21 protein-coding genes are annotated in these 21,753 nt (G+C 49.5%); 7 read left to right on the top strand and 14 right to left on the bottom strand.

Going from position 1 to position 21,753, the window contains the following annotated elements; genetic code table 11:
* Positions 1 to 81: 81 nt before the first annotated feature.
* Positions 82 to 456, bottom strand: coding sequence for a hypothetical protein (locus ACTHRY_RS04080; protein WP_003746335.1), 375 nt, complete (start codon positions 454 to 456; stop codon positions 82 to 84).
* Between the two features lie 151 nt (positions 457 to 607).
* On the opposite strand from ACTHRY_RS04080, the gene ACTHRY_RS04075 reads away from it, so the two are divergent.
* The 4 genes from ACTHRY_RS04075 (at position 608) to ACTHRY_RS04060 (ending at position 5,344) form a co-directional block, all read left to right on the top strand.
* Positions 608 to 1,915 (top strand): replication-associated recombination protein A, encoded by a 1,308-nt coding sequence (locus ACTHRY_RS04075; protein WP_049322153.1) that lies wholly within the window; start codon positions 608 to 610, stop codon positions 1,913 to 1,915.
* Between the two features lie 99 nt (positions 1,916 to 2,014).
* Positions 2,015 to 3,316 (top strand): hemolysin family protein, encoded by a 1,302-nt coding sequence (locus ACTHRY_RS04070; protein ID WP_049322154.1) that lies wholly within the window; start codon positions 2,015 to 2,017, stop codon positions 3,314 to 3,316.
* Positions 3,317 to 3,374: 58 nt separating this feature from the next.
* On the top strand, positions 3,375 to 4,178 hold the full coding sequence (locus tag ACTHRY_RS04065) for an RNA ligase family protein (protein WP_065423761.1): 804 nt from the start codon (positions 3,375 to 3,377) through the stop codon (positions 4,176 to 4,178).
* Positions 4,179 to 4,210: 32 nt separating this feature from the next.
* On the top strand, positions 4,211 to 5,344 hold the full coding sequence (locus tag ACTHRY_RS04060; protein WP_440374064.1) for an AAA family ATPase: 1,134 nt from the start codon (positions 4,211 to 4,213) through the stop codon (positions 5,342 to 5,344).
* Between the two features lie 97 nt (positions 5,345 to 5,441).
* Here the strand turns inward: ACTHRY_RS04060 and ACTHRY_RS04055 are convergent, their stop codons facing one another.
* The 12 genes from ACTHRY_RS04055 to ACTHRY_RS04000 form a co-directional block, all read right to left on the bottom strand.
* Positions 5,442 to 5,747: a hypothetical protein gene (locus ACTHRY_RS04055; protein WP_003746349.1), complete on the bottom strand. Its 306-nt coding sequence runs from the start codon at positions 5,745 to 5,747 to the stop codon at positions 5,442 to 5,444.
* A 26-nt stretch (positions 5,748 to 5,773) separates the two neighbouring features.
* Entirely contained in the window at positions 5,774 to 6,664 is an 891-nt protein-coding gene (locus ACTHRY_RS04050) for an NAD(+) kinase (RefSeq protein ID WP_049322157.1), read from the bottom strand.
* A 26-nt stretch (positions 6,665 to 6,690) separates the two neighbouring features.
* Positions 6,691 to 7,263 (bottom strand): ubiquinone biosynthesis accessory factor UbiJ, encoded by a 573-nt coding sequence (locus tag ACTHRY_RS04045; RefSeq protein WP_003746353.1) that lies wholly within the window; start codon positions 7,261 to 7,263, stop codon positions 6,691 to 6,693.
* Between the two features lie 50 nt (positions 7,264 to 7,313).
* Complete coding sequence (locus tag ACTHRY_RS04040; RefSeq protein ID WP_049322158.1) at positions 7,314 to 8,087, bottom strand: hypothetical protein; 774 nt, start codon at positions 8,085 to 8,087, stop codon at positions 7,314 to 7,316.
* A gap of 89 nt (positions 8,088 to 8,176) precedes the next feature.
* The gene (locus tag ACTHRY_RS04035; RefSeq protein ID WP_036491149.1) at positions 8,177 to 8,818 is read right to left on the bottom strand and encodes a TetR/AcrR family transcriptional regulator; all 642 of its coding nucleotides are present in this window, start codon (positions 8,816 to 8,818) and stop codon (positions 8,177 to 8,179) included.
* 18 nt (positions 8,819 to 8,836) lie between these two features.
* Entirely contained in the window at positions 8,837 to 9,877 is a 1,041-nt protein-coding gene (gene murB, locus ACTHRY_RS04030) for a UDP-N-acetylmuramate dehydrogenase (RefSeq protein ID WP_049322159.1), read from the bottom strand.
* Between the two features lie 120 nt (positions 9,878 to 9,997).
* The gene (locus ACTHRY_RS04025) at positions 9,998 to 10,585 is read right to left on the bottom strand and encodes a hypothetical protein (RefSeq protein ID WP_152691267.1); all 588 of its coding nucleotides are present in this window, start codon (positions 10,583 to 10,585) and stop codon (positions 9,998 to 10,000) included.
* A 44-nt stretch (positions 10,586 to 10,629) separates the two neighbouring features.
* Entirely contained in the window at positions 10,630 to 12,009 is a 1,380-nt protein-coding gene (locus ACTHRY_RS04020) for an MATE family efflux transporter (protein ID WP_049322162.1), read from the bottom strand.
* Positions 12,010 to 12,112: 103 nt separating this feature from the next.
* A complete protein-coding gene (locus ACTHRY_RS04015) occupies positions 12,113 to 12,550 on the bottom strand; it encodes an acyl-CoA thioesterase (RefSeq protein ID WP_440374063.1) in 438 nt (145 codons plus the stop codon).
* Positions 12,551 to 12,576: 26 nt separating this feature from the next.
* Complete coding sequence (locus ACTHRY_RS04010; protein WP_049322163.1) at positions 12,577 to 13,506, bottom strand: LpxL/LpxP family acyltransferase; 930 nt, start codon at positions 13,504 to 13,506, stop codon at positions 12,577 to 12,579.
* Between the two features lie 4 nt (positions 13,507 to 13,510).
* Complete coding sequence (locus ACTHRY_RS04005; protein WP_049322164.1) at positions 13,511 to 14,236, bottom strand: glycosyltransferase family 2 protein; 726 nt, start codon at positions 14,234 to 14,236, stop codon at positions 13,511 to 13,513.
* A 147-nt stretch (positions 14,237 to 14,383) separates the two neighbouring features.
* On the bottom strand, positions 14,384 to 16,150 hold the full coding sequence (locus ACTHRY_RS04000) for an ABC transporter ATP-binding protein/permease (protein ID WP_049322165.1): 1,767 nt from the start codon (positions 16,148 to 16,150) through the stop codon (positions 14,384 to 14,386).
* Positions 16,151 to 16,382: 232 nt separating this feature from the next.
* Here ACTHRY_RS04000 and ACTHRY_RS03995 point away from each other — a divergent pair, with 232 nt between their 5' ends.
* From ACTHRY_RS03995 to ygfZ, 3 genes are all read left to right on the top strand, one after another.
* A complete protein-coding gene (locus ACTHRY_RS03995; protein ID WP_049322166.1) occupies positions 16,383 to 18,641 on the top strand; it encodes a TonB-dependent receptor domain-containing protein in 2,259 nt (752 codons plus the stop codon).
* A gap of 199 nt (positions 18,642 to 18,840) precedes the next feature.
* Positions 18,841 to 19,404, top strand: a complete 564-nt coding sequence (locus tag ACTHRY_RS03990) for a peptidylprolyl isomerase (protein WP_049322167.1) — start codon at positions 18,841 to 18,843, stop codon at positions 19,402 to 19,404.
* A gap of 122 nt (positions 19,405 to 19,526) precedes the next feature.
* Positions 19,527 to 20,384, top strand: coding sequence for a CAF17-like 4Fe-4S cluster assembly/insertion protein YgfZ (gene ygfZ / locus ACTHRY_RS03985; protein WP_049322168.1), 858 nt, complete (start codon positions 19,527 to 19,529; stop codon positions 20,382 to 20,384).
* Positions 20,385 to 20,690: 306 nt separating this feature from the next.
* Here ygfZ and ACTHRY_RS03980 read toward each other — a convergent pair whose 3' ends face one another.
* Positions 20,691 to 21,491 carry a hypothetical protein gene (locus ACTHRY_RS03980; RefSeq protein ID WP_049322169.1) on the bottom strand — a complete coding sequence of 267 codons (801 nt, stop codon included), beginning with the start codon at positions 21,489 to 21,491 and terminating at the stop codon, positions 20,691 to 20,693.
* Positions 21,492 to 21,753 lie beyond the last annotated feature (262 nt).

Here is a 21,753-nt window from a genome sequence, read left to right as displayed (position 1 = left end):
CTTCTCTATGTATTTAAAATTCAAATAGAAAGTCAAAACGAATTCAGACGGCCTTGATGTGAAAAAAGGCCGTCTGAACGATTATTTGTAGAGTCGTTTGAAGCAGGCGGTAACCGTTTTTGCGGTAACGGAAGCAATGGCCTGTTCGCGGGTTGCCGGACTCAATACCTGCATCATTTCGGTTGCAGTCAATTGGTTTGGCGCTTCTTCGCTGGCGCAGCCGCAGATTTTATTTTCCCATTCGGCTTGTTTTTCCGCGCTCATGGCCAAAGCGATGACGCGCCATTCGTTACGTTTGTTTAATTCGGTACGGCATTGGCTGTCTACCGCCATTTTCACTACGCTGCTGCCGATACCCGTACCGCTGCCCAAACCGCCGAAAGAGTCGCCGCCGGTAGCGCATGCACCCAATAAGAAAGCTGATGTAACAGCTGCCAAAAGAGCTTTTGAAGTCATGATGTTTCCTGTAAACAAGGCCGTCTGAAACGTCCGAAGAATTCTCAAAATAGCATGTATTATACCGTAATGCGGCCCGATATGTGTGTTTGCGAAACTACCGTATAATGCTAGCGAGTTTTCTTTTCAATCAATCAGCACGAAAGCCGCTATGTCCGACCTTTTTGCACGCCAACCCGAAGCCCCTTTAGCCGAACGCCTGCGTCCGCATTCTTTAGACGATGTCATTGGGCAGCAACACTTAATCGGTGAGGGCAAACCTTTGCGCGTGGCGGTGGAAGGCGGAAAGCCGCATTCTATGTTGCTGTGGGGGCCGCCGGGCGTAGGCAAAACCACGCTGGCACGGATTTTGGCGCAGAGTTTCAATGCGCAGTTTCTGCCTGTTTCCGCCGTATTTTCAGGCGTGAAAGACATACGCGAGGCTATTGAAAAGGCTGAAATTGCCCTGCAACAAGGGCGAGCAACGATTTTGTTTGTTGACGAGGTACACCGCTTCAACAAAGCGCAACAGGACGCATTTTTGCCTTATGTCGAAAGCGGCTTATTAACCTTTATCGGCGCGACGACGGAAAATCCGTCGTTCGAAGTCAATCCCGCGCTATTGAGCCGCGCGCAGGTGTATGTTTTGCAGTCCTTGTCTTCAGACGACCTAAAAAAACTGATTGCCAAAGTATTGGCTTTGCCCGAATACCAAGACTTTACGATTGAAGCGGATGCGCAAGAATTGCTTGTGAATACCGCGGATGGCGATGCGCGCAGATTGTTGAACTTGATTGAGCAGCTTTTACGCGCTGCCGATACACGCCGTCTGAAAACCTTAACCGCTGAATTTCTCGCCGATAGTTTGGGAGCGCAAATCCGCCGTTTCGATAAGGGTGGCGAGAGTTTCTACAATCAAATTTCCGCATTGCACAAATCCGTACGCGGTTCGCATCCCAATGCGGCATTGTATTGGTTTTGCCGTATGCTCGACGGCGGCACCGACCCGCGCTATCTCGCCCGCCGCATTGTCCGCATGGCATGGGAAGACATCGGCTTGGCTGATCCGCGTGCCTTAACGATTGCCAATGATGCCGCCGCGACTTATGAACGCTTAGGCTCGCCGGAAGGGGAGCTTGCTTTGGCTCAAGCTGTGTTGTACCTTGCCGCCGCCGCCAAATCAAACGCAGGTTATAAGGCATACAACCAAATGCGCCGTTTCGTCAAAGAAAACGCCAGCGACGAAGTGCCCGTCCACCTGCGCAATGCACCGACCAAGTTGATGAAAGAATTGGGTTATGGCAAAGAATACCGCTATGCCCACGACGAACCAAACGCCTACGCCGCCGGCGAAAGCTATATGCCCGACGGCTTGGACGAACCCGACTTCTACCAACCCGTCCCGCGCGGATTGGAAATCAAAATTGGTGAAAAGCTGAAGTGGCTGAAATCCTTGGATGAAGATGCTTTAGATGGTTGAAGCGATAAATACACATAATATTAATCACAGAATAAATTAAATTTTTCAGACGGCCTTTGATGTCTGAATGTTTCTAACCTATACCACACATAATTTTTTATGAATATTCTCGAAGCCTTACTATTATTGTGCCTGCTGATTGTCATTAGCGCGTTTGTGTCCTGTTCCGAGCTTGCGCTAGCTTCGGCACGCAAAATTAAATTGCAGGTCATGGCAAAAGACGGCGGCGATACACGCGCGCTGGATGTGCTCAATATGCAGCAGCAGCCGGGTAGTTTTATTACCGTCGTCCAAATCGGTTTGAACGCCGTCGCCATTCTTGCCGGTATTGTCGGCGAGGCGGCGGTGCGCCCCTATTTTGACGGCTTGTTGGCAAACGCTGGCAGTTGGGGCAGTACGGCTGCGTCGCTGCTGACATTTACGTTGGTAACAGGCAGCTTTATCCTGATTGCCGACCTGATGCCCAAGCGCGTGGCGATGACTCACCCTGAAGCGGTGGCGGTACGCATTGTGCGGCCGATGATGTTTTTAATTTTTATCTTAAAGCCGTTTATTTTGATTTTTGACGGATTGGCAAACGCAATATTCAAGCTCTTCAAAATTTCCACCGTTCGTCAGGAGCAACTGACCTCGGAAGACATTTACGCCGTCGTCGATGCCGGTGCGCAGGCTGGTGTGTTGAAAGAACAAGAACACTATCTGATTGAAAACATTTTCGATATGCAAGAGCGCAAGGTAACTTCCACCATGAGTACGCGCGAATACATTGTCTATTTTGATAAAAACGATGACAGCGATACCGTGTTGGAAATGATGTCGGATAAACCACACAACAAATTTCTCGTATGCGATGGCGATTTGGAACGCGTCATCGGCTACATCGAATCGCACACTCTATTGACCCTGTTTTTAAAAGAAAAAGACGTCCGCCTGACCGACAAACGCGTGTTGCGCAAAGTCTTGTTCATTCCCGACACGCTGTCGCTTTACGATGTCTTGGAAACCTTCAAAACTTCCGGCGAAGACTTTGCCGTCGTAGTGAACGAATACGCGCTGGTGGTCGGCGTGGTAACGCTGAAAGACGTGATGAGCATCGTCATGGGCGAGCTGGTCAATACCGAAGAAGAGCCGCAAATCATCCGCCGCACCGAAGACACCTGGCTGGTGGACGGCGCGACCCCGCTCGCCGATGTCATGCGTGCGTTGGATATCGAAGAGTTTCCCGATTCGGAAAACTACGAAACCATCGCCGGCTTTATGATGTATTCCCTGCGCAAAATCCCGAAGCGCACGGATTTCCTGGTTTATGCCGGTTATAAGTTTGAAATCATCGACACCGAGAATCTAAAAGTTGACCAACTATTGGTTTCCAAACAAGAAAATGTGGTGGGGAAAATGTAACCAGTCGCTGGGAATATTTGAAAAGAAAATTAAAAAATGAATAAAAAGGAAAAATATTATGACAACTAACGAACCTCAAAAATACGCCCGCAGCCTGCATGCGCCCATCAGCCTCGGCACAACCTCTGACGACCGTTTTATGCCGCGCGGCTTTCTTTCATATTTTGCCGAGCTGCCGAAGTTGGTTTTAACCGAAAAATTAGATGGGCAAAACAACTGTTTTGCCGCACACGGCCTCTATGCCCGTAGTCATACTGCACCTACCCAGCATCTGTGGGATAAACCTTTGCTGCAACGATGGCAGCAAATCAAAGATGATTTGGGCGATCTCGAACTTTTTGGCGAGAATATGTACGGTATTCATTCGATTGCCTATTCTCAATTGGAAAGCTATTTTTATCTATTCGCCGTCCGTCGTGGCGGACATTGGCTTTCATGGGAAGAGGTTAAATTTTATGCGCAGCTGTTTGATTTTCCGACTGTGCCAGAAATTCCCATTATGCAGCCTCTTGCCGACTTTACCCAAAAATACGCCAATGAAGATATTGCTTTAGCGCAATGGCTGGCCGCTAATTTGGGAGAGTCGTGGACGGAGAGCGTACAAACTGCCGGCAAACTCGGCGGCTACGACCCGAAAACAGGCGAAGCGTGCAGCGAAGGCTTCGTTATCCGTAACGCCGCTGATTTTGCCACCAACAACGGCAACCTATCTATTCAATCCAATGAATTCGACAACCTTTTCAAATTGGTACGAGCCAAACACGTTAAAACCGATGTTCATTGGACGAAAACTTGGAAGCCTGCCCGTCTTATCGATTACGACAAATACCATTGGCAAAGCTGGCAGTTTCAGACGGCCTGAAGTCCAATTATCCAATAATAAGAAAGAAAATTATGTGGACATTCCCATATTACATACCCGGCCAACTTCCTGATTGGCAAGCCTTAGAACGTCGTTTCAGCTGGTTTGCCGATATGAAAAACGTTCCCCAAGATCCTGAATGGCATGCCGAAGGCGATGTATTTACGCATACCAAAATGGTGTGTGAAGCCCTGCTGCAACTGCCCGAGTTTCAAGTGCTTGATGAACAGGAGCAGCATATTCTGTTTGCCGCTGCTATGTTGCACGACGTAGAAAAACGCAGTACGACCAAGCGTGAAATTGAAAACGGCAAAGAGCGTATCGTTTCGCCGCATCACGCAAAAAAAGGCGAACATACCGCCCGTACTTTGCTGTATACCGAACTTGCCGCGCCGTTTGCCGTAAGAGAAGCCATCGCCAAACTTGTGCGTTTGCACGGGCTGCCTTTATGGGCAATTAACAAGCCTAATCCTGAGCGAGCCGTCATAGCGGCCAGTTTGCAGGTTAACACTGCACATCTTGCCATGCTTGCTAAAGCCGATGTTTTAGGCCGTATATGTTGCGACCAACAGGATATTTTGCTGCGCATTGATTTGTTTCGTGAACTCTGTGAAGAAAATGCCTGTTGGGGCAAGGCACGTACGTTCGCTAGCGACTACGGACGCTATCTCTATCTTAACGGTCGTAGCGAAATGCCGGATTATCAGCCATTTGATGATCGGACCTTTGATGTATACGCCATGTGCGCCATAGCAGGTAGCGGCAAAGACAGTTACATCAGGCAACATCTTGCCCATTTACCCATGCTGTCGCTGGATGAAATTCGCCGTGAGCGCAAACTTGATCCCGCAGATTCCAAACATACCGCCGAAGCAGTGCGTTTGGGTAAAGAGCAGGCAAAAGAATACCTGCGTGCCCGTACATCATTTGTCTTCAATGCGACCAATCTTAACCGCGACCTGCGCAGCAAATGGCTGCCGATGTTTGCCGATTACGGCGCACGCGTGCATCTCATTTATTTGGAAGTGCCTTACACGCAATTACTATCGCAAAACCATAACCGCGAACATTCTGTGCCGAATGATGTGTTGCACCGTATGATAGAAAAGTTAGAAATTCCTGATTACAGTGAAGCGCATACAGTGGATTTCGTGGTTTCTTCTTAATAGGTAAGAACCTTGTAATCAGGCCGTCTGAAACAATCCAATGTTTCAGACGGCCTTTTTATGAGATCAAAAAATGCTAGAGCTAAGACAGAGGTCTTTATTCGCAATTTAAGCCTTTTGTTTTTTCAGCGAATGTATCCATGGCAATTTGGCACATACGTTCACGTTGGCCTACGTCGGCGGCGGGCAGGATTTGGCGCAGGTATTTTGTGTTGTCGCGTTGGAACGATGCTTTATCGCCTGCTTTTTGGTAACACGCATCCGCACGGGTAAAGTATTGCTGGCAGATTTTCGGCAATTCTTCAAAGGACAAGGGTTTGCTTTTGTGCATGCCGTGTGCGGAGACGGAGAGGGAGGAAAGGGCGCACAGCGCGATGATTAAGGTTTGGGAAATGGTTTTCATGGTCAGCCTATTTATTGAAGTGGTGTTTAAATCAATTGTTCGCCCCAATGCAGCTTTTGGCGCAGGGTTTTAAAGTATTGGTAATCGGTGGGATGGAGGACGCGCAAGGGGTTGTGATAGCGGCGGATGATGATGCGGTCGAAGTTTTGCACGTCGATATGGGATTGTCCGTCAAAATGTGCGCGCGCGTCGCCGCTTTTGGTAATGAGGATTTCGATCACGCTGGTGTCGGGGATGGCAATCGGACGGTTGGTCATGGATTGCGGACAGATAGGCACAAGTGTGAAGGCGTGCAGACCGGCCTGCATGATGGGGCCGCCGGCGGCAAGCGCGTAGGCGGTCGAACCTGTCGGTGTGGAAATAATCAGGCCGTCCGAACGTTGGGTATAGACAAATTCTTGATTGATAAAGACTTCAAATTCAATCATTTGGCCTGCGCCGCCACGAGACAGGACGGTATCGTTGAGGGCGAGGGCGCGTTCGATGGTTTCGCCGTCACGAATGATGCTGGCTTCGATGAGGATGCGTTCTTCGGGCAGATATTTGCCCTCTAGTACGGGGCGGATGCCTTCAACCATGGTGTCGCGTGAGATTTGGGTGAGGAAGCCCAAGTGGCCTTGATTGATGCCGATGATGGGGACGGCGCGCGGGGCGACTTCGCGGGCGGCGGAGAGAAAGGTGCCGTCGCCGCCGAGCACAATGACGAGGTCGCAGTATTTGCCCAGTTGGGCTTTGTTGACGGTTTCGCAGTAGGCGGAATCTTGGATATAGACGCAGTGTTCTTCTACGCTCAATTCATCCAGATAGATGGTAAAGCCGTTTTCGCGTAGAAAAGAAACCAATGTGTGGACGGTATCTTGAATCTCGGGTGTATTGGGACGCGTAACGATACCGATGTTTTTAAATGGGCTTTTCATGTAATAGGCCGTCTGAAATTAATTATTTAATCTATCCAGATATCGCGCTCGAGGCGGTCGAGGCGTTCGTTTAGGCGGGCAACGTCGTCGCGCAGTTTGTCCACTTCTTCCAGCCATGCGGCAAGCGTGGCTTGGTCGATAACAGGGGATTCGGGTTCGCGTGAAAAGTCGCTGATTTGCTCGGCAATGCTTTTGCCGATTTTTTTCATGGTGCGGCCGATGTCGCCGGCGCGCGAGCTGATGCTTTCTGCGGCCACATGACCGAATACACGCGCCAAATCTTCGCTCGGATAATAGCGCAGTCCGCCTAAAATAGGAAGGACGGACATGCCCAATACCAAGTCGCCTTCGAGGCTGATGTCGCCCACGCCGGGCTGGCCGCCTTGGAGGATTTTTTGGATGGCGCTGTTGTGGAATGTGATGTTGGTGTCGGCGGTGTCGTTTGCGGTTTCAAGAAAACCTTGTTCGCTGATGCGTCCGGTCAGTCTGAAACCGGTCAGACTGATGCAGATGATGCTGCCTGCAAATTCAGACAGCTCGCGCTGTTGCTCCGGATTTTGCTGTATCAGGTGGTTGATAATGGGAAATAGGGCGGACATGGTTTACTCTAAATGCCGTCTGAAACGGATGAATGGGTTGAGTCGCAATTTTACAGGCTTAGCCCGTCTGCGCAAACGGTATTTACAATTTTGCCGTTGCTTTCATCATCAACGATGAAATCAGGAGCCGGCAGGCCGAGTTTGGCCGCTTCGGCAGTATAAAATTCGGCCCGGCTTGGGTGGCGGGGTTCGACAATATTGCGGATACGCTTGCCGTCGGCTTGGCAGGCCGTCTGCAAAAGGACTTGGACGGCTAAGTCTTTATGAAGGATATTGACGGGTTGATTGCCGCCTTGAATGCGTGTTTTTTGAACCAGCTTGGTAACGGGGTGACGGTCGGCAGAGTAAAGCCCGCCCAGTCGCAATATGTCGATATGGGGAACGGCACTTTCCAGCAAGGCTTGCTCAACCGCGAGGATTTGACGGGCGGATTCGGTTTGTGGGTCGGGTAGCGTGGTTTCATCGCATACGCGTGCTTGGTCGCCATATACGCTGGTGCTGCTGGTAAAGATGATGTGTTGTACCTTGCATCGCTCGGCAAGCTGAATCCATTTTTTTAGGGTATCGGCGTAATGGTTTAATGACGAAGGCGGAAGCAGGCAGAACCATGTCGGCTTGTTGATGTGGTTTTGCCACAAGGCCGAACTGTGAAAAATATCGTCTTGATTCAAATCGATGATGTCGAGCTCAATCGGCAGATTGATGTCGTCGGAGGTTAGATTGCGTTTGACGGCGGCCACCTGACTGCCGTGCTCGTAACATTTTTGTGCCAGCGGCAGGCCGAGATAGCCTAAGCCGAGAATGGAAATATCGGGAAGGTGCATAAAGAAAGCATCCGAAAATTAACAGGCCGTCTGAAAATAGCTTTAACTTGGTTAAAGCCACGTTTTCAGACGGCCTTTGTATGGAAAAATTAATGGTTGCTGCCGATTTTTTGGTCGAATTCGGCACGATGTTCCGGTAGGAGGTAAGGGCGCAACAGACTGAGTGTGCGGCTGATGCCCCGTACTTTGGAATCTTCGGTCAACTTGGCGCGGCCGCGCAGGGAGCTGTCGAAGTCGAACCAGTATTTCGTCACCATCCACATATTGACGGCAAGGTCGTTCATGGCGGTTTGGTCTGCGCTGATGATGTTTAGGCCGTTGAGCTGGGTCAGCAGGTTGACCAACAGCGGGGACACTTTGGCTTGGGTAAAGGTATTGTGTTCGCCCAATAATTCGGCACTGCGGGCAAGCAGGGTATTCACATCACTGAAAAGGAAACGGTATTCCCACATCACATCATAAATACCGGCCATATAGTTGATGGAGTCTTCCACATTAGACGGCAACACGGCTTCGTTAAGGTAGGCAAGCAGGGCTTCGCTGTAACGTTTGAACAATTGGACGATGATTTCGTCTTTGTTGCGGAAATGGTAGTAGAGGTTGCCCGGGCTGATGCCCAAGTGGGCGGCAATGTGGTTGGTGCTGATATTGCGCTCGCCTTCTTCGTTGAACAAGGCGAGGCTGGCATTGATGATTCGTGTGTAAGTGTTGACTTTAGCAATGCGCGGCATGGGATACACTCCTTTGTTTTATAGGCTGTATGAAGTCGGCAGCCAGTTGGGTTCTGCGTGTAATTCTACCTGAAATTGAGTAAATACTGTATTACAAACATATTGAGCCAGCTGGTGGACATCTTGAGCGGACGCATTGTTTTTATTCACCAAAACCAAAGCCTGTCTGTCATGCACAGCCGCACCGCCGATCTGATGGCCTTTCAGACGGCATTGGTCAATCAGCCAGCCGGCCGCGAGTTTGACCGAACCGTCAGGCTGCGGATAGCGTGGCATATTGGGGTATTGCTGCAACAAATCGGCCGCTTTTTCAGCGCTGACAACTGGGTTTTTAAAGAAACTGCCGACATTACCAAGTACGTTAGGATTAGGCAGTTTACTGTTGCGGATTGCACACACTGCATCGGAAACATCTTTGGCTGTTGCCTCGCGGTCTTGGCTTAGTTCGGCAACCGCTGCTGCCAAATCGCCATAGCCCAAGTTCGGCACAAAATGCTCTTTTAATGCAAATACAACAGAAACAATCACATAACGGCCTTTGCCTTCCTGTTTGAACAGGCTTTCACGATAGGCAAAGTCACAGTCGGCATTGGAAAGCTCGACAAAGGTTTCCGTATCCAAATCAAAGCAGCGTACGCTATGGATAACATCTTTGACTTCAACGCCGTATGCGCCGATATTTTGTACTGGAGACGCGCCGACCGTGCCCGGAATCAGGCTAAGGTTTTCCAGCCCGCTCAAACCCAGTCCAACCGTATGCAAAACAAAATCATGCCAAATTTCCCCGGCTTGAGCTTCGATATAAACCAGGCCGTCTGAACGCTCAATTTCGCGTATTCCCTTGTTTTCCATATGCACAACCAGACCGGCGTAGTCCTCCATCAAAAGGATATTGCTGCCGCCGCCGAGCCATAAAACAGTATCTCGGTCGAACTCGGGCAGCCGGACGATGTCGCGCAACTCATCGGCATGTTTGAGTGCGACAAATGCTTGGGCTTGGGCTTTCAGGCCGAAAGTGTTGTAAGGGGTAAGGTTGGTTTGGTATTGGATGGGTTGCATGGGTTTAACTTTAAGAATAGAGGAGTGGGTAATGGGGTTCTTATTCACTATTTATTGAAAATAATAAATATTAGATAGGATTTATAAATTATTTCAATGATCTAGTAGCAATAGTTCCAATTAATACATTCCTATTGGTTTCCGCTTTTCTATTGGTAAAGTGAACTGCTCTGTAATAATTTTTCCTGTTTTTTTGTCAATGAGGTGTAGTGAGCAACTAGCAAAAAGGGAAGGAACTTTTTTCTTACCAAACAATAATTTGGTTTCTGTTGGTTCAAATTCTGTTTCCGCCTTTAAGATATATTCCTCGTTTGGTTTAAGGGTCACGTTAATAGAGTTTTCGCACCAGATAGGCCAATCATCAAACAAATCTCTTAATGAGAGATGGTTATATATAAGTGTTATGGGTTGATTTGCAGGAAGTTTATTAATTTCTTTTAACACCCGATCTTTAAATTGCATAGAAATAGTATGCGACTTGGGAGACGAACTATCTTTTATATAAATATCGATTCTCTCAGAAAAGCCTTTTTCCGAACCATTATATGGATCAGAAAATGATGTTGGATTTATATCATAGGTTAAGGTGGCAGTAGGGGCTCCCTCAGGAGGTTGGTAAGGTTTTTCAATCGTGGCTATGCTACATCCACTTGCAATCAATAAAACGCTACTATAGGTAAGCAAAGGTTTAAGCAAAGACAGTTTCATGGTTTTCTCCAATAATATAGTTACGAATATATTTAATTAAATTTTCAGACGGCCTTATATGATTTGACCATTTCTTTACTACAAAGCTCCAAGCACCATACCAATGCTATGGCGGCAATCGTCAGTGAAACGGTTAGCGCAGTCCAGAAGCCGTAAATGCCCATATCGGCATGATAGGCGAGCAGGTAGCCGGGCAACAGACCGCAACCCCAGAAAGCCACGGCATGGATGAACATCGGCATCTTGGTCACTTTATAGCCGCGCAGCGCATATGAAGCGATACATTGGGTGGCATCTGCCAGTTGGAATAGGGAGGCAAAAAATAAAACGGTCGCAGCAATACCTAATACTGCCGCATCGTTGGTGTACATACCTGCCAACTGAAAGCGAAAGACAACCAAGAGCAGCGCGGTGCAGGTGGCAAGTAGCCAGCCCAACACCAGCGAAACGCCTGAAATATAACGCGCCCGCAAAAAATCGCGCCGCCCGAGCGAAAAGCCTACGCGTACCGTGCTTGCCGATCCGACACTTTGCGGAACCATATACAAGATGCCCGACAGGCTGATGACGACTTGTTGCGCGGCGACGTAATCCTCGCCGAATGGCGCCACCAAAAAGACGATAAACGAAAACGCGCTGGCTTCTAGAAAATAAGACAAGCCGATAGGTGCGCCGATTTTCCAAATCTGTTTGAAAGCTGTCAAATCGGGTTTGCCGATTTTTGCCGTCAAACCAAACGGACGGAAGAATTTTTCTTTGGCGATATAAAGCCACAAAGCCAATGCGCTGAACCAAAATACCGCCGCCGTTGCCACGCCGCAACCTGCGCCGCCCAAAGCAGGCATACCGAATTTGCCGTAAACAAACACATAGTTCAGCGGTACATTCAATACAAATGCCGCGAAGCTGACCAACATTATCACGCGTGGGCGGTTCAAGCTAGAGGCATAAGCGTGCAGGGCGCGGTGTATCATGGCGGCCGGCATTGCCAAGCTGGTGAAGAACATATATTGCGCCATCGTGTCTTCGACATAATCGTTCAATGTCAGCCAATGACGGAACGGCGTAATCATCGCCCACATCAACAGCATACCGAATACGCCCAAACACAAGCCAAACCAAATGCCTTGCATTCCTGTTTTACCGACTTCTTCGGTTTTACCCGCGCCGTACAACTGGGCAATCATCGGGTTCAACGCCGCCATCACGCCCATAAAGGTAATGTAAATCGTCGAGAATGCGCTGCTGCCCAAGGCCACCGCAGCCAAATCTTCCTTACCTGCGCCACCGGCCATCACCGTATCGACAAAACCAATACCCACTTGCGCCACTTGGGCCAACAGCATAGGTAGGGCGAGGGCGGTAAGCAGGCGGGTTTCTTTTAAGAAAACAGGAAAGGCAAAGCGGTTGAGGTTCAGTAGCATAAGTGTGTGTGGATTGAGGATAAAGGCCGTCTGAAACAGAAACGTAAAATTATAAAGGGTAATGCTGATAAGCAGGCAATATGTTGTTTAATCGCTAAATTTTTCAGACGGCCCTAAATGTCGGATGTCTTTTTACTGCTTCCAACCAGCTGTCCGGCGTTTGAAACTGCATCAGGCCGTCTGAAAGCGATACTGCGGCTTGGGTAGTCGAAGCGCGGGTTAGTTTTTCGTTGGTTTCGGCATCGTAAATGGTGTAATCGATACGCAGGCAGCTTTCGATCTCGACGATGTCCATATCAACGCGGATTTTTTGGCCGAAACGGGCAGGGCGGATGTATTTGAGGTTCATCTGCACAATCGGCCAGCTGTACCCCTGCCGTCCCATTTCGTTGTAGTCGTAACCGATGGAGGACAAAAAAGCGCAACGTGCGGTTTCAAGGTATTTGACATAGTTTCCGTGCCACACGATGTGCATGGCATCTACGTCAAAAAAAGGAACTTCGGTTTCAAAGCTGTGTTGGCAGTAGATGTGTTTTTTCATGGTTTAAAAGAGTGAGTGTGATGGTTTCAGACGGCGTCTTCGCCCCAAAAATCATAAAAATTGAACCATTGTAGCGGATTTTGCGCACATTCTTGCGCCAAAATGTCGGCAAAACCCTGCATCGCGTCTTTGACGGCAGCCTCACGGTTGCCGCGTTTCCAGTTGGAAGTATCGGTAAAGCGGCGCAGTTTCAAATGATAGCGGCCGTTTTGTTTGACGCAAAACAGCGTGTTTACTTGCGTTTTTAAAAGCGAAGCCAATAGCCATGCGCCTTGCGGCATAGGGGCGGTGTGGCCTAAGAAATTAATATCGGCGGTTTTCTCGCCGCGTACAGGTACGCGGTCGGCCGCGATGGCAATCCATTCGCCGTCTTCGATACGGTGGTTCAATTCCATCATCAGGGTGGTGTCCAAATCGGTTACCTGAATCAGGCGGATATGTTCTGCGCCGGCTTTTTGCAATGCCTCGTTAAATGCCTGCGCGTGTTTGCTGTGCACCAATACATTGAGTCTGAAATCTTTGTGGTGCGACACCAGCGCACGGCAAACTTCGGTATTGCCCAAGTGCGAACAGGCAAAAATCTGGCCGCGTTCGTTGCGTTTGATTTGCGAATAGATGTCGTCCGGATCTTCAATCACCAAATCTTCATAACGGATTTTGCGTTGCCACACGGCAAAACGGTCGCAAACTGCTTCGCCAAATGCAACGAATTGTTTGAATACGCTGTGTTTCGGCAAAACGGTATGGGGAAAGGCCGTCTGAAGACGGGTTTGATAGCGTAAGACATGACGGCGTGGTTTGGGCGCGGTTGCATAAAAATACAGCACCACAAACCAAATGCACGGCCTCATCAAAAAGGCCGGCAGATAGCGTACCATCAGCGTGGTCAGGGCGAGAAACAGGCGGCTGCCACGTTCGGGCTGCGCCGCCCAATGGGTTTGTTTATGGTCGGTCATGGTTTCAGACAGCCTTTCCAAAAACTTTGCCCAATCGGTGTTTCAACATACCGAAAAACAGCCGTGTGTGCATTTTGCTGATGCGGACATTGTCGGCAAAGGCATCGAAGTGGGACACGCCGTCGGCGGCGTATTGGACGGGTGTTTTAACCCAAACCGGTTTGACGTCGCGCCAGTACAGGCGGATAAGGATTTCCGTGTCGAAGTCCATGCGGTCGCCTACGGTTTCTTCGCGGACGACGGATAGCGCGGGTGCAAGCGGATAGAGGCGGAAGCCGCACATGCCGTCTTTGATGTCGCATGACCAAGTGTGCAGCATATTCCAAAAGTCAGTAATTTTGCGTCCGTAAAGCCGTGCTTTGGGCGCATCATCGCCGTATTGCGGCCAGCCGCAAACAACGGCTTCGGGATTTTGTTCCGCAGCGGCAAGGAGTTTGGGTGTGTCGTTTAAGCAGTGTTGGCCGTCTGCATCAACCTGCAAGACGTGGGTATAACCATGCTCTTCGGCGTATTCCAAGCCGGTTTTGACCGCTGCGCCTTTGCCGCCGTTAATGGGGCGGTAAAGGACATCGATGCCGTCTGAAACCAAAGCCTGCAATACAGGTTTGCATTCTTCGCGTGAACCGTCGTCCACAATTAAAACGTTTAAACCGAAACTGCGCATGGTTTCGGCAACGTGGCTGATGGTAGTCGGGTGGTTGTAATGTGGAATGAGGGCCAGGGTTTTCATCAATATTCTTTAGGCGACGTTAACACAATGCAGAGTATAGCAAATAAACATGCCATGGCGTTTGAAAAGGCCGTCTGAAACGGCGATGACAAAATCTTTTTGATTTCGTTTTTCACTGTTTCAGACGGCCTTTGGTATGCCCTTAATTCAGCATTGTACATAACCGACATCGAGGCATAAATCATGGAACTCGTTGAGCGTGCTGCGGTGTCCGATGCTGATGATGATGGTGTCGGGCAGTTTTTGTTTTAAGGCGCGGTAGAGCATGGCTTCGGTCGGCTCGTCCAAGGCGGCGGTGGCTTCGTCGAGCAGGATGATTTTGGGCTTGGAGAGCAGGGCGCGGACGAAGGCGATGCGTTGCAGCTCGCCCGGCGAGAGTTTGTGCTGCCAGTCGTCGGTTTTATCCAATTTGTCTACCAGGTAGTCCAAGCGGCAGGTATTCATGGCTTCGGCTAACTCGGGGTGATGATGGTCAATATCGGGGTAACAAATCGCATCGCGCAGGCTGCCTTGTGCTGTGTAGGGGCGTTGCGGCAGGAAGAGGATGTCTTGATGCGGCGGATGGCTGACTTTACCGCTGCTGCCGAAAGGCCAAAGTCCAGCCAGTGCACGCAGCAACGAAGTTTTGCCGCAACCGCTCGGGCCGCGTATCAACAGGGAATCGCCGCTTTTGAGGTTGATGTTGATGCTGTCCAATAAAACTTCGCCGTTGTGGCGGTATAGGGCAACGTTTTCTAAGATCAGGCCGTCTGAAACTTCGGTAAGCTCGGGTTGTTGTGCAGTGTGTTGTTCTTCCGTGCTCAGCAAAAAGCCGTACAGACGCTCCAATCGGGCGCGGTAGGCGGTGAATTTGTTGTAGAACATCCGGAAGAAAGACAGCGCGTTTTGCAGTCGTGCGAAGGCTTGGACGGTCTGCTGGATGTCGCCGATTTTGATTTGTCCGGCAAACAGGCGCGGGGCTTGCAAAATAATGGGAAAGAGCTTGATGCCGTTGGTAAACATATCGTTAAAGCCGCTCAGGCAGACGCTTTGCCGTGCAATGCGCCAACGGTTGCGGATGATGGCTTTGAAGCGGTCGGCAAGCTGGTCGTGTTCGTGTTTTTCGCCGTTGTAAAACGCGACGCTTTCGGCATGGTCGCGCACGCGGACAAGGGAATAACGGTAGTCGCCGTTGAGTTTTTCGTTTTCATAATTAAAACGAATCAAAGGGTTGCCTATCCACATGGCGATAAAGGTGGCCAAAATCACAAACATATAGACAAACCAAACGATGCCGTGCGGAATGTCGAAGCCGAACACGGTCAGGATGCCCGCCAAACCCCACAAAACAACGGCAAATTCCAGCGAGGTAACGACTGAATTGACCATGCCGCGCACAAATTCGATGGTCGAAGCAATGAATTCCTGTGCATCCTGTTGGATACGCTGGTCGATATTGTCCGGCGCATGACGGCGCATTTGCAGGCGGTAGTAGTTTTTGTCGGCAAGCCAGCGCGAAGTCAAAACTTCATTGAGCCGCTCCGACCATTTAATCGCCAAGCCTTGATCGAGAAAGTCGTTGACGACGTTGTTAAACGCCCGTATCAACACCACGCCCGCATTCATCGCCGCAAACATCCAAAACGCGGAGGCATTCAAATCCTGCATCGAGTCGTAAAGCCCTTTGGACATAAAGGTGCTCAACACATTCAACCGCACTTCAGTCAGCAGCAGCGTAATCATTGCCGTAATCAGCAGCAATACTTTAACTGCACTTTTCGGCGTCAGGCAAAGGCGCAGGATATAGCTAAACTCGCGCCCGAAGCGCGTGTTGCGTGCAAAAAACAGAATCACCGCCGAGGCGGCGGCGACCATCAACAAGGTCTGCACCAGCCAAGACGGTGAGGAATAAAGCTCGGTTTGCCATTTTTGCATAGTTGTATTCTCTGAAAGGGTCGTAAAGGCCGTCTGAAAGGACGGCAAATTTATTGAATTATGATCACTATGAAAATAGTTTTTCAAACTGTTGTATTTTTGTATTTACAAACGGTTCTTATTTGTTTTTGTGGAAAGTAGGAATCTTATCAAATATAATCGCAAAGCTAAATTACTTTGTAATTTTTTACTCGATATAAGAATTATTAATATTTCAATTCAGAAGGAATTTATGAAAAGCAAATTAGCCTTAATGCCGCTTGTGGTTGCAAGCGCATTCGCCTACGCCGCCGATGAAGCCACCCCTGCTCCCGAAGCCCATGCAGAAGTGCAGGAAGTCAAAGTCCACGCCGACGCCAAACGCGTGAAGGCCGCACGCTCTTATTCTATTGCCAGTGACGGCGATATGCGCGACCGCGTGAATTTGGGCGTGTTGGGTAAAGCCAATGCCTTTACCGCGCCGATTACCGTGGTCAATTACGACGAAAAAGCCCTCAACAATACCGAAGCACGTACTTTGGTGGATGCCGTAGCGAAAAAAGACGCTTCGACTTGGCAGTTTGGCGGCGAAAGCAATACGCTGACCGGTCTGTACTTCCGCGGTTACCAACTTGATGCGCGCCAATTCAGCGTCAACGGTTTGGCCGGTATGTACGGCACGCAAGGTACGGCCAGCGTGCAAGTCGGCTCCGCGCAACTGATTAAAGGCGCATCCACCGCCGTAAACGGTATGGATCCTGAAGGCGCGGTATCTGGTTCCGTCAATATCGAAACCAAAAAAGCCGCCGATGAAGGCAACCGCAAAATCGGTTTGGGCTGGTTCAGCAACAATCGCGCCCAAGGTACGTTCGACTTGGGCCAACGCTTCGGCGAAAACAAAGAATTCGGCGTACGCGCCAACGGCAAACTGCGTCACGGCGACACCCCGCGCCACGGTTACAGCGAGGACAACAAAGAATTTGCCTTAAATGCCGATTATCGTGGAGAAAAAGTGCGCGTGGCGTTCGACTCCATCTACGCGAAACGCAAAACCAACGGCGGCCGTGCGCGTATGCAGGACATCCAAAACGCTGATGGTCGTTTGTTCGATGCACCGGATGGCAAAACAAATCTGTTGCCAAGCTGGAACTGGCAAAATACCGTCGGTCAAACCAATATGTTGACTTTCGAATGGGATGCGTTTGAAAATGCGCAAATTACCGGCGGTATCGGTTACAACAAGGCGCGTTATTACGGCACGCTGATTTCTCCGACCATCTGCGGTAAAAAAGGCGCAAGCAGCATGACTGCCACTTGTTCGAGCGCCGATCAATACCATACGGGTACAGCACGCTTGACCGACCAATATTTCCGTACTTTGAGTATGAATTTATCCGCGCGCGGCGAATTTGAAACCGGCCCGGTAACGCATAACTGGAGTACTGCTTTTGACCGTATCATCCGTCAGCGTGCGACTGTCCGTGGTTCGGCTGCAGGTAAAAGCCGCGTTGAGGTTGATGCAAACGGCAATATTGAAAATCAACTGGCTTCTTTTGTCCCTAATTACGCGACAGACTGGGAAAGCTCGGCAAACCTGGATGCCAATATTAAAGTCAACAGCCTGGCTTTGTCCGACACCCTGGGTTTCGTCGACAATAAATACCGTCTGACGCTGGGCGGACGCTTCCAAGCGGTTGAATACACCAATAAAAAAGAAGGTCAAAGCGGAGATTCCAAACGCTTCAGCCCGATGCTGATGGCTGCATGGGTACCGCAACCTGACTTGGTCGTGTACGGCAACTACATGGAAGACTTAGAGCCTGCCGACATCAAAACCGATGATTCCGGCGAAACTACGATGTCCAAACCTCGTGTCAGCCGTCAGTTTGAAGTCGGTGTGCGCAAAAACTGGGGTAGTTTTGTCACTACGTTGAACGCGTTCCAAATCAAACGTCCGGGCTACTGGCGCGGTAATACTGCCAAGGGTACTGATTTTGCTGCGTACAAAGCTATTGGCGGCGCGGCCGGCGACGAGCAAGGCATGGAACGTAATCGCGGTATTGAGTTCAATACCTATGCCAACCTGTTGAACAATACCTTGCGCCCAAGTTTTGGTTTGATGTATCTGCAATCAACCGTGAAAAATTATCCGAACGCAGCCGACAATCTCGTTAACGGCGTACAAGTTGCCAACCCGCGCGTAATTGCCAAAGCAGGTTTGGAATGGGATACCCCGTTTGCCAAAGGCTTGACCTTGAGCAGCAATGTTTCGTATTTCGGCAAGTCTTACCAAGACACGCAAAAACAATACGCCTTCCCGTCCTACACTTTGGTTGACGTAGGCGCGCGTTACAAAACCAAGCTCGGCAAAAATACTTTGACTGTCAGCAGCTCGGTAGAAAACCTGTTCAACAAAAACTACTGGCAGGTACAACGCGGCCAATTCGACCGCAGCTTCGCCGTCGTCGGCATGCCGCGTACTTACTGGCTGAAAGCGGAATTGGATTTCTAATTTGATTTCGGTTTGACCGTAATAGCAGGCCGTCTGAAAGGGAATGATAAAAAGCAAGAATTTGTTTTTTATCCCTTTTCAGACGGCCTGATTTGATTGCCTTATGTTTTTTGCTTGAAAAATCTTACATGTTTTTTATGGATTTCACGCGAAACAAGGTTAATATTCCATTTTCACAATACATCATTCGAGAAGACATATGAAAAAATCCATCAAACTGACCCTGTGCACCCTCGCACTTTCACTTTCCGTGCAAGCGCAAGCGGTTACCCATGCCGTGATTGAAACCAATATGGGCAACATCCAACTGGAATTGGATGAAGTCAAAGCGCCGAAAACCGTGGCAAACTTTGTTAATTACGCCAAAAAAGGTTTTTACGACAACACGATTTTTCACCGCGTTATCGACAATTTTATGATTCAAGGCGGCGGATTTACCGAGAAAATGGTTCAAAAATCCACCGATAAAGCCATCAACAACGAAGCAGACAACGGCTTGAAAAATAACGTCGGCACCATCGCCATGGCGCGCACCGGCGATCCGAATTCCGCAACCAGCCAGTTCTTTATCAATACGGCCGACAACGACTTTTTGAATTTCAAAAGCAAAACCCCTCAAGGCTACGGCTATGCCGTTTTCGGTAAAGTTACTTCCGGCATGGACGTTGTCCGTAAAATCAGCAAAGTGAAAACAGCGACACGCGGCTTCCATCAAGATGTACCGACCGAAGCCGTGATTATCCGCAAAGTCAGCATCAAATAATTTTGATTGCTTGAATCCAAACAACAGGCCGTCTGAAACATTCAGACGGCCTGAATTTATTTATTTGATAATAAGCGGCAATTTGGGCGATAATTCAGCATCTACAATTTAAGGAGTCGATTATGCAAACCCGCCTGCCTTTTTTCGGCGTTGTCCGCGTCAGCGGTGAAGACAGAGCTTCATTTCTTCATGGCCAATTATCCAACGATATTAATAATTTAGCTACCGGTCAGGCATGTTATGCCACATACAATACGCCTAAAGGCCGTGTGTTGGCGAATATGTTGGTCGTCAATCGCGGAGAAGATTTACTGCTAGTCATGGCACAAGATTTGACCGAAGCCATCGTCAAACGCCTGAGAATGTTTGTCTTGCGTGCAAAAGTCGTCTTCGAGCTGATGCCTGATTTAGTAGTCAGCGGCGAGTTGGCAGACAATGCAGAACCTCATCCTACTACCGAACCGCAACTGTCTTTTTCAGCCCAAATTCAAGAAAACACCGTAGAAATTGCCTTGCCGCACACAGGCCGTCTGAAAATTTCAGCAGCCGAAAACGCAACAGAATATCAAGCAGGAGCCGAAAACGCATGGAACCTGTACGAAATCCGCAGCGGCTATCCGTGGATTTGCGCCGCAACCAAAGAAGCGGCTGTTGCCCAAATGCTCAACCAACACATCATCGGCGCCGTCCATTTCCGTAAAGGCTGCTACCCCGGCCAAGAAATCATCGCCCGCGCCCAATACCGAGGCCAAGTCAAACGCGGTCTGGCCGTATTAAGCGGCGACTCTTTAGAAGCTGCCGGTATTGTCGTCAAAGTCGGCGAAGAAGAAGCAGGCGTCATCCTCAACACAGCACTGACCGAGCAAGGCAGCCTCAGCCTCGCCGTTATCAAGTTTTCCGCAGCAGAAGCAGCATTGGCCGATGCAGACGGTAATGCTTTGAAACAGGAAGAACTGTTTTTTACGGTTGAGAAAGATTGATTGTTAGATGATTGAATAAAAAGCTTAAATATCAGCTTGAAATGAAAACAGAAAGGCCGTCTGAAATTCAGACGGCCTTTGATATTGAGTTTTGTTGGTACATGACCCAAGCTGCGTTTGCTGCTGACTGGATTACGGCATGGTTTGGAATCATTCGGTAGCAACAAAAACCGCGTGCGTGAGTACCGCACACATCCTACACCTTAATCTTAAGGTTTGCGTCGCCCGCAGTGGTAGGGTGTGTGGCGTAGCCACGCACGCAGCTGGCATGGATGCAGGCTACGGCTTGCTTCCTTGTATCTGAATTTAGAAGCCTACATGCATGTTTTTGAAAATCCATAGCATAGGCAGGCTAACGGGCAGGGTAACGATATCGACAGCAGCGGTGAACGGGGTAGCGAGTGCGCGGCCGACCGTCCCCCCTGATACGCTTGTACCGGTTTTGGTTACCGAGGTGTGGAGGGTTACAGGCAGCGGAGTTTCAAAACGGTAGTCGTAGTTCATGTCGCTCGGGCGGGCATAGAGCTGGCCGCACACCCGGATGGTACGGGCATAGCGGGACGTGCCCTTGCTGTCGGTAACCTGCCTGAATTGCAGCCGGCGCAGTTCGGTGCGTTCTTGGCGGCGCTCGGCGAGGGAAAGGTGCGGGTTTTCTTGGTAAACTAAATCGAAATCCGTGCTGCAGAAACGTTGCTTTGATTCGTTGGTGGCCAGTCTGAATCCTTTCCGAGGCGGGGTGCTGCAGCATTTTTCGGCATCATTGGAGGGTGCGTACATTTGGAAGGGTTGGGACAACTTGACGTTTAAAATCGCGCCCAAATCCACTTCCCGGGCTGTTTCGCCGCTTTCAGCCCTAGGGTTGCTGCCTTTGGTCAGCACATAGATATAGCTCTCGCCCAACATTACGATACTGTTGGGCGGTAGTTTTTGGCTGTCGGGCTTGACGCGGGCAAAGCCGACAACGGAGTCGTTTTCGACGAGATTTAAGCTGTAAGAGTTGGAACCGCGTGAGTCGTGATTTTCCCACAGTGCATAAGTGGCGCAGCCGTTGAGCAACATCAGTGTGGCGGCGAGGAAGAGGGGTTTCAACAGGGATTTTGCAAACATGGCAGGCTCCTTTGATTGAGTTGATGAGTTTTAGTTTACGTAGTCTTTGCAAATATTAACATTTGCTTGAAGAAAAGGCTACCTGAAACAGGCAGTGATCGAAATGCTTGGTTTCAAGTAGTTTGTGGGAATCAATAGCATGATTTACGATTCAGTGTTTGATTGAAGGCCTGCTTGAGCAGTTGTTCGATATTGCAAAGAATGATGATAGGCACGGAAAATCCGCTTGATTCTTGATAATGGCGGATAGATGCTTAAAAAA

Origin of the sequence: Neisseria sp. P0004.S004 (genome assembly GCF_051963335.1) — a bacterium.
Classification (GTDB): Bacteria; Pseudomonadota; Gammaproteobacteria; order Burkholderiales; family Neisseriaceae; genus Neisseria.
Note: the sequence above shows the minus strand (reverse complement) of the source record. Positions and strands in the feature narration are given on the sequence as shown.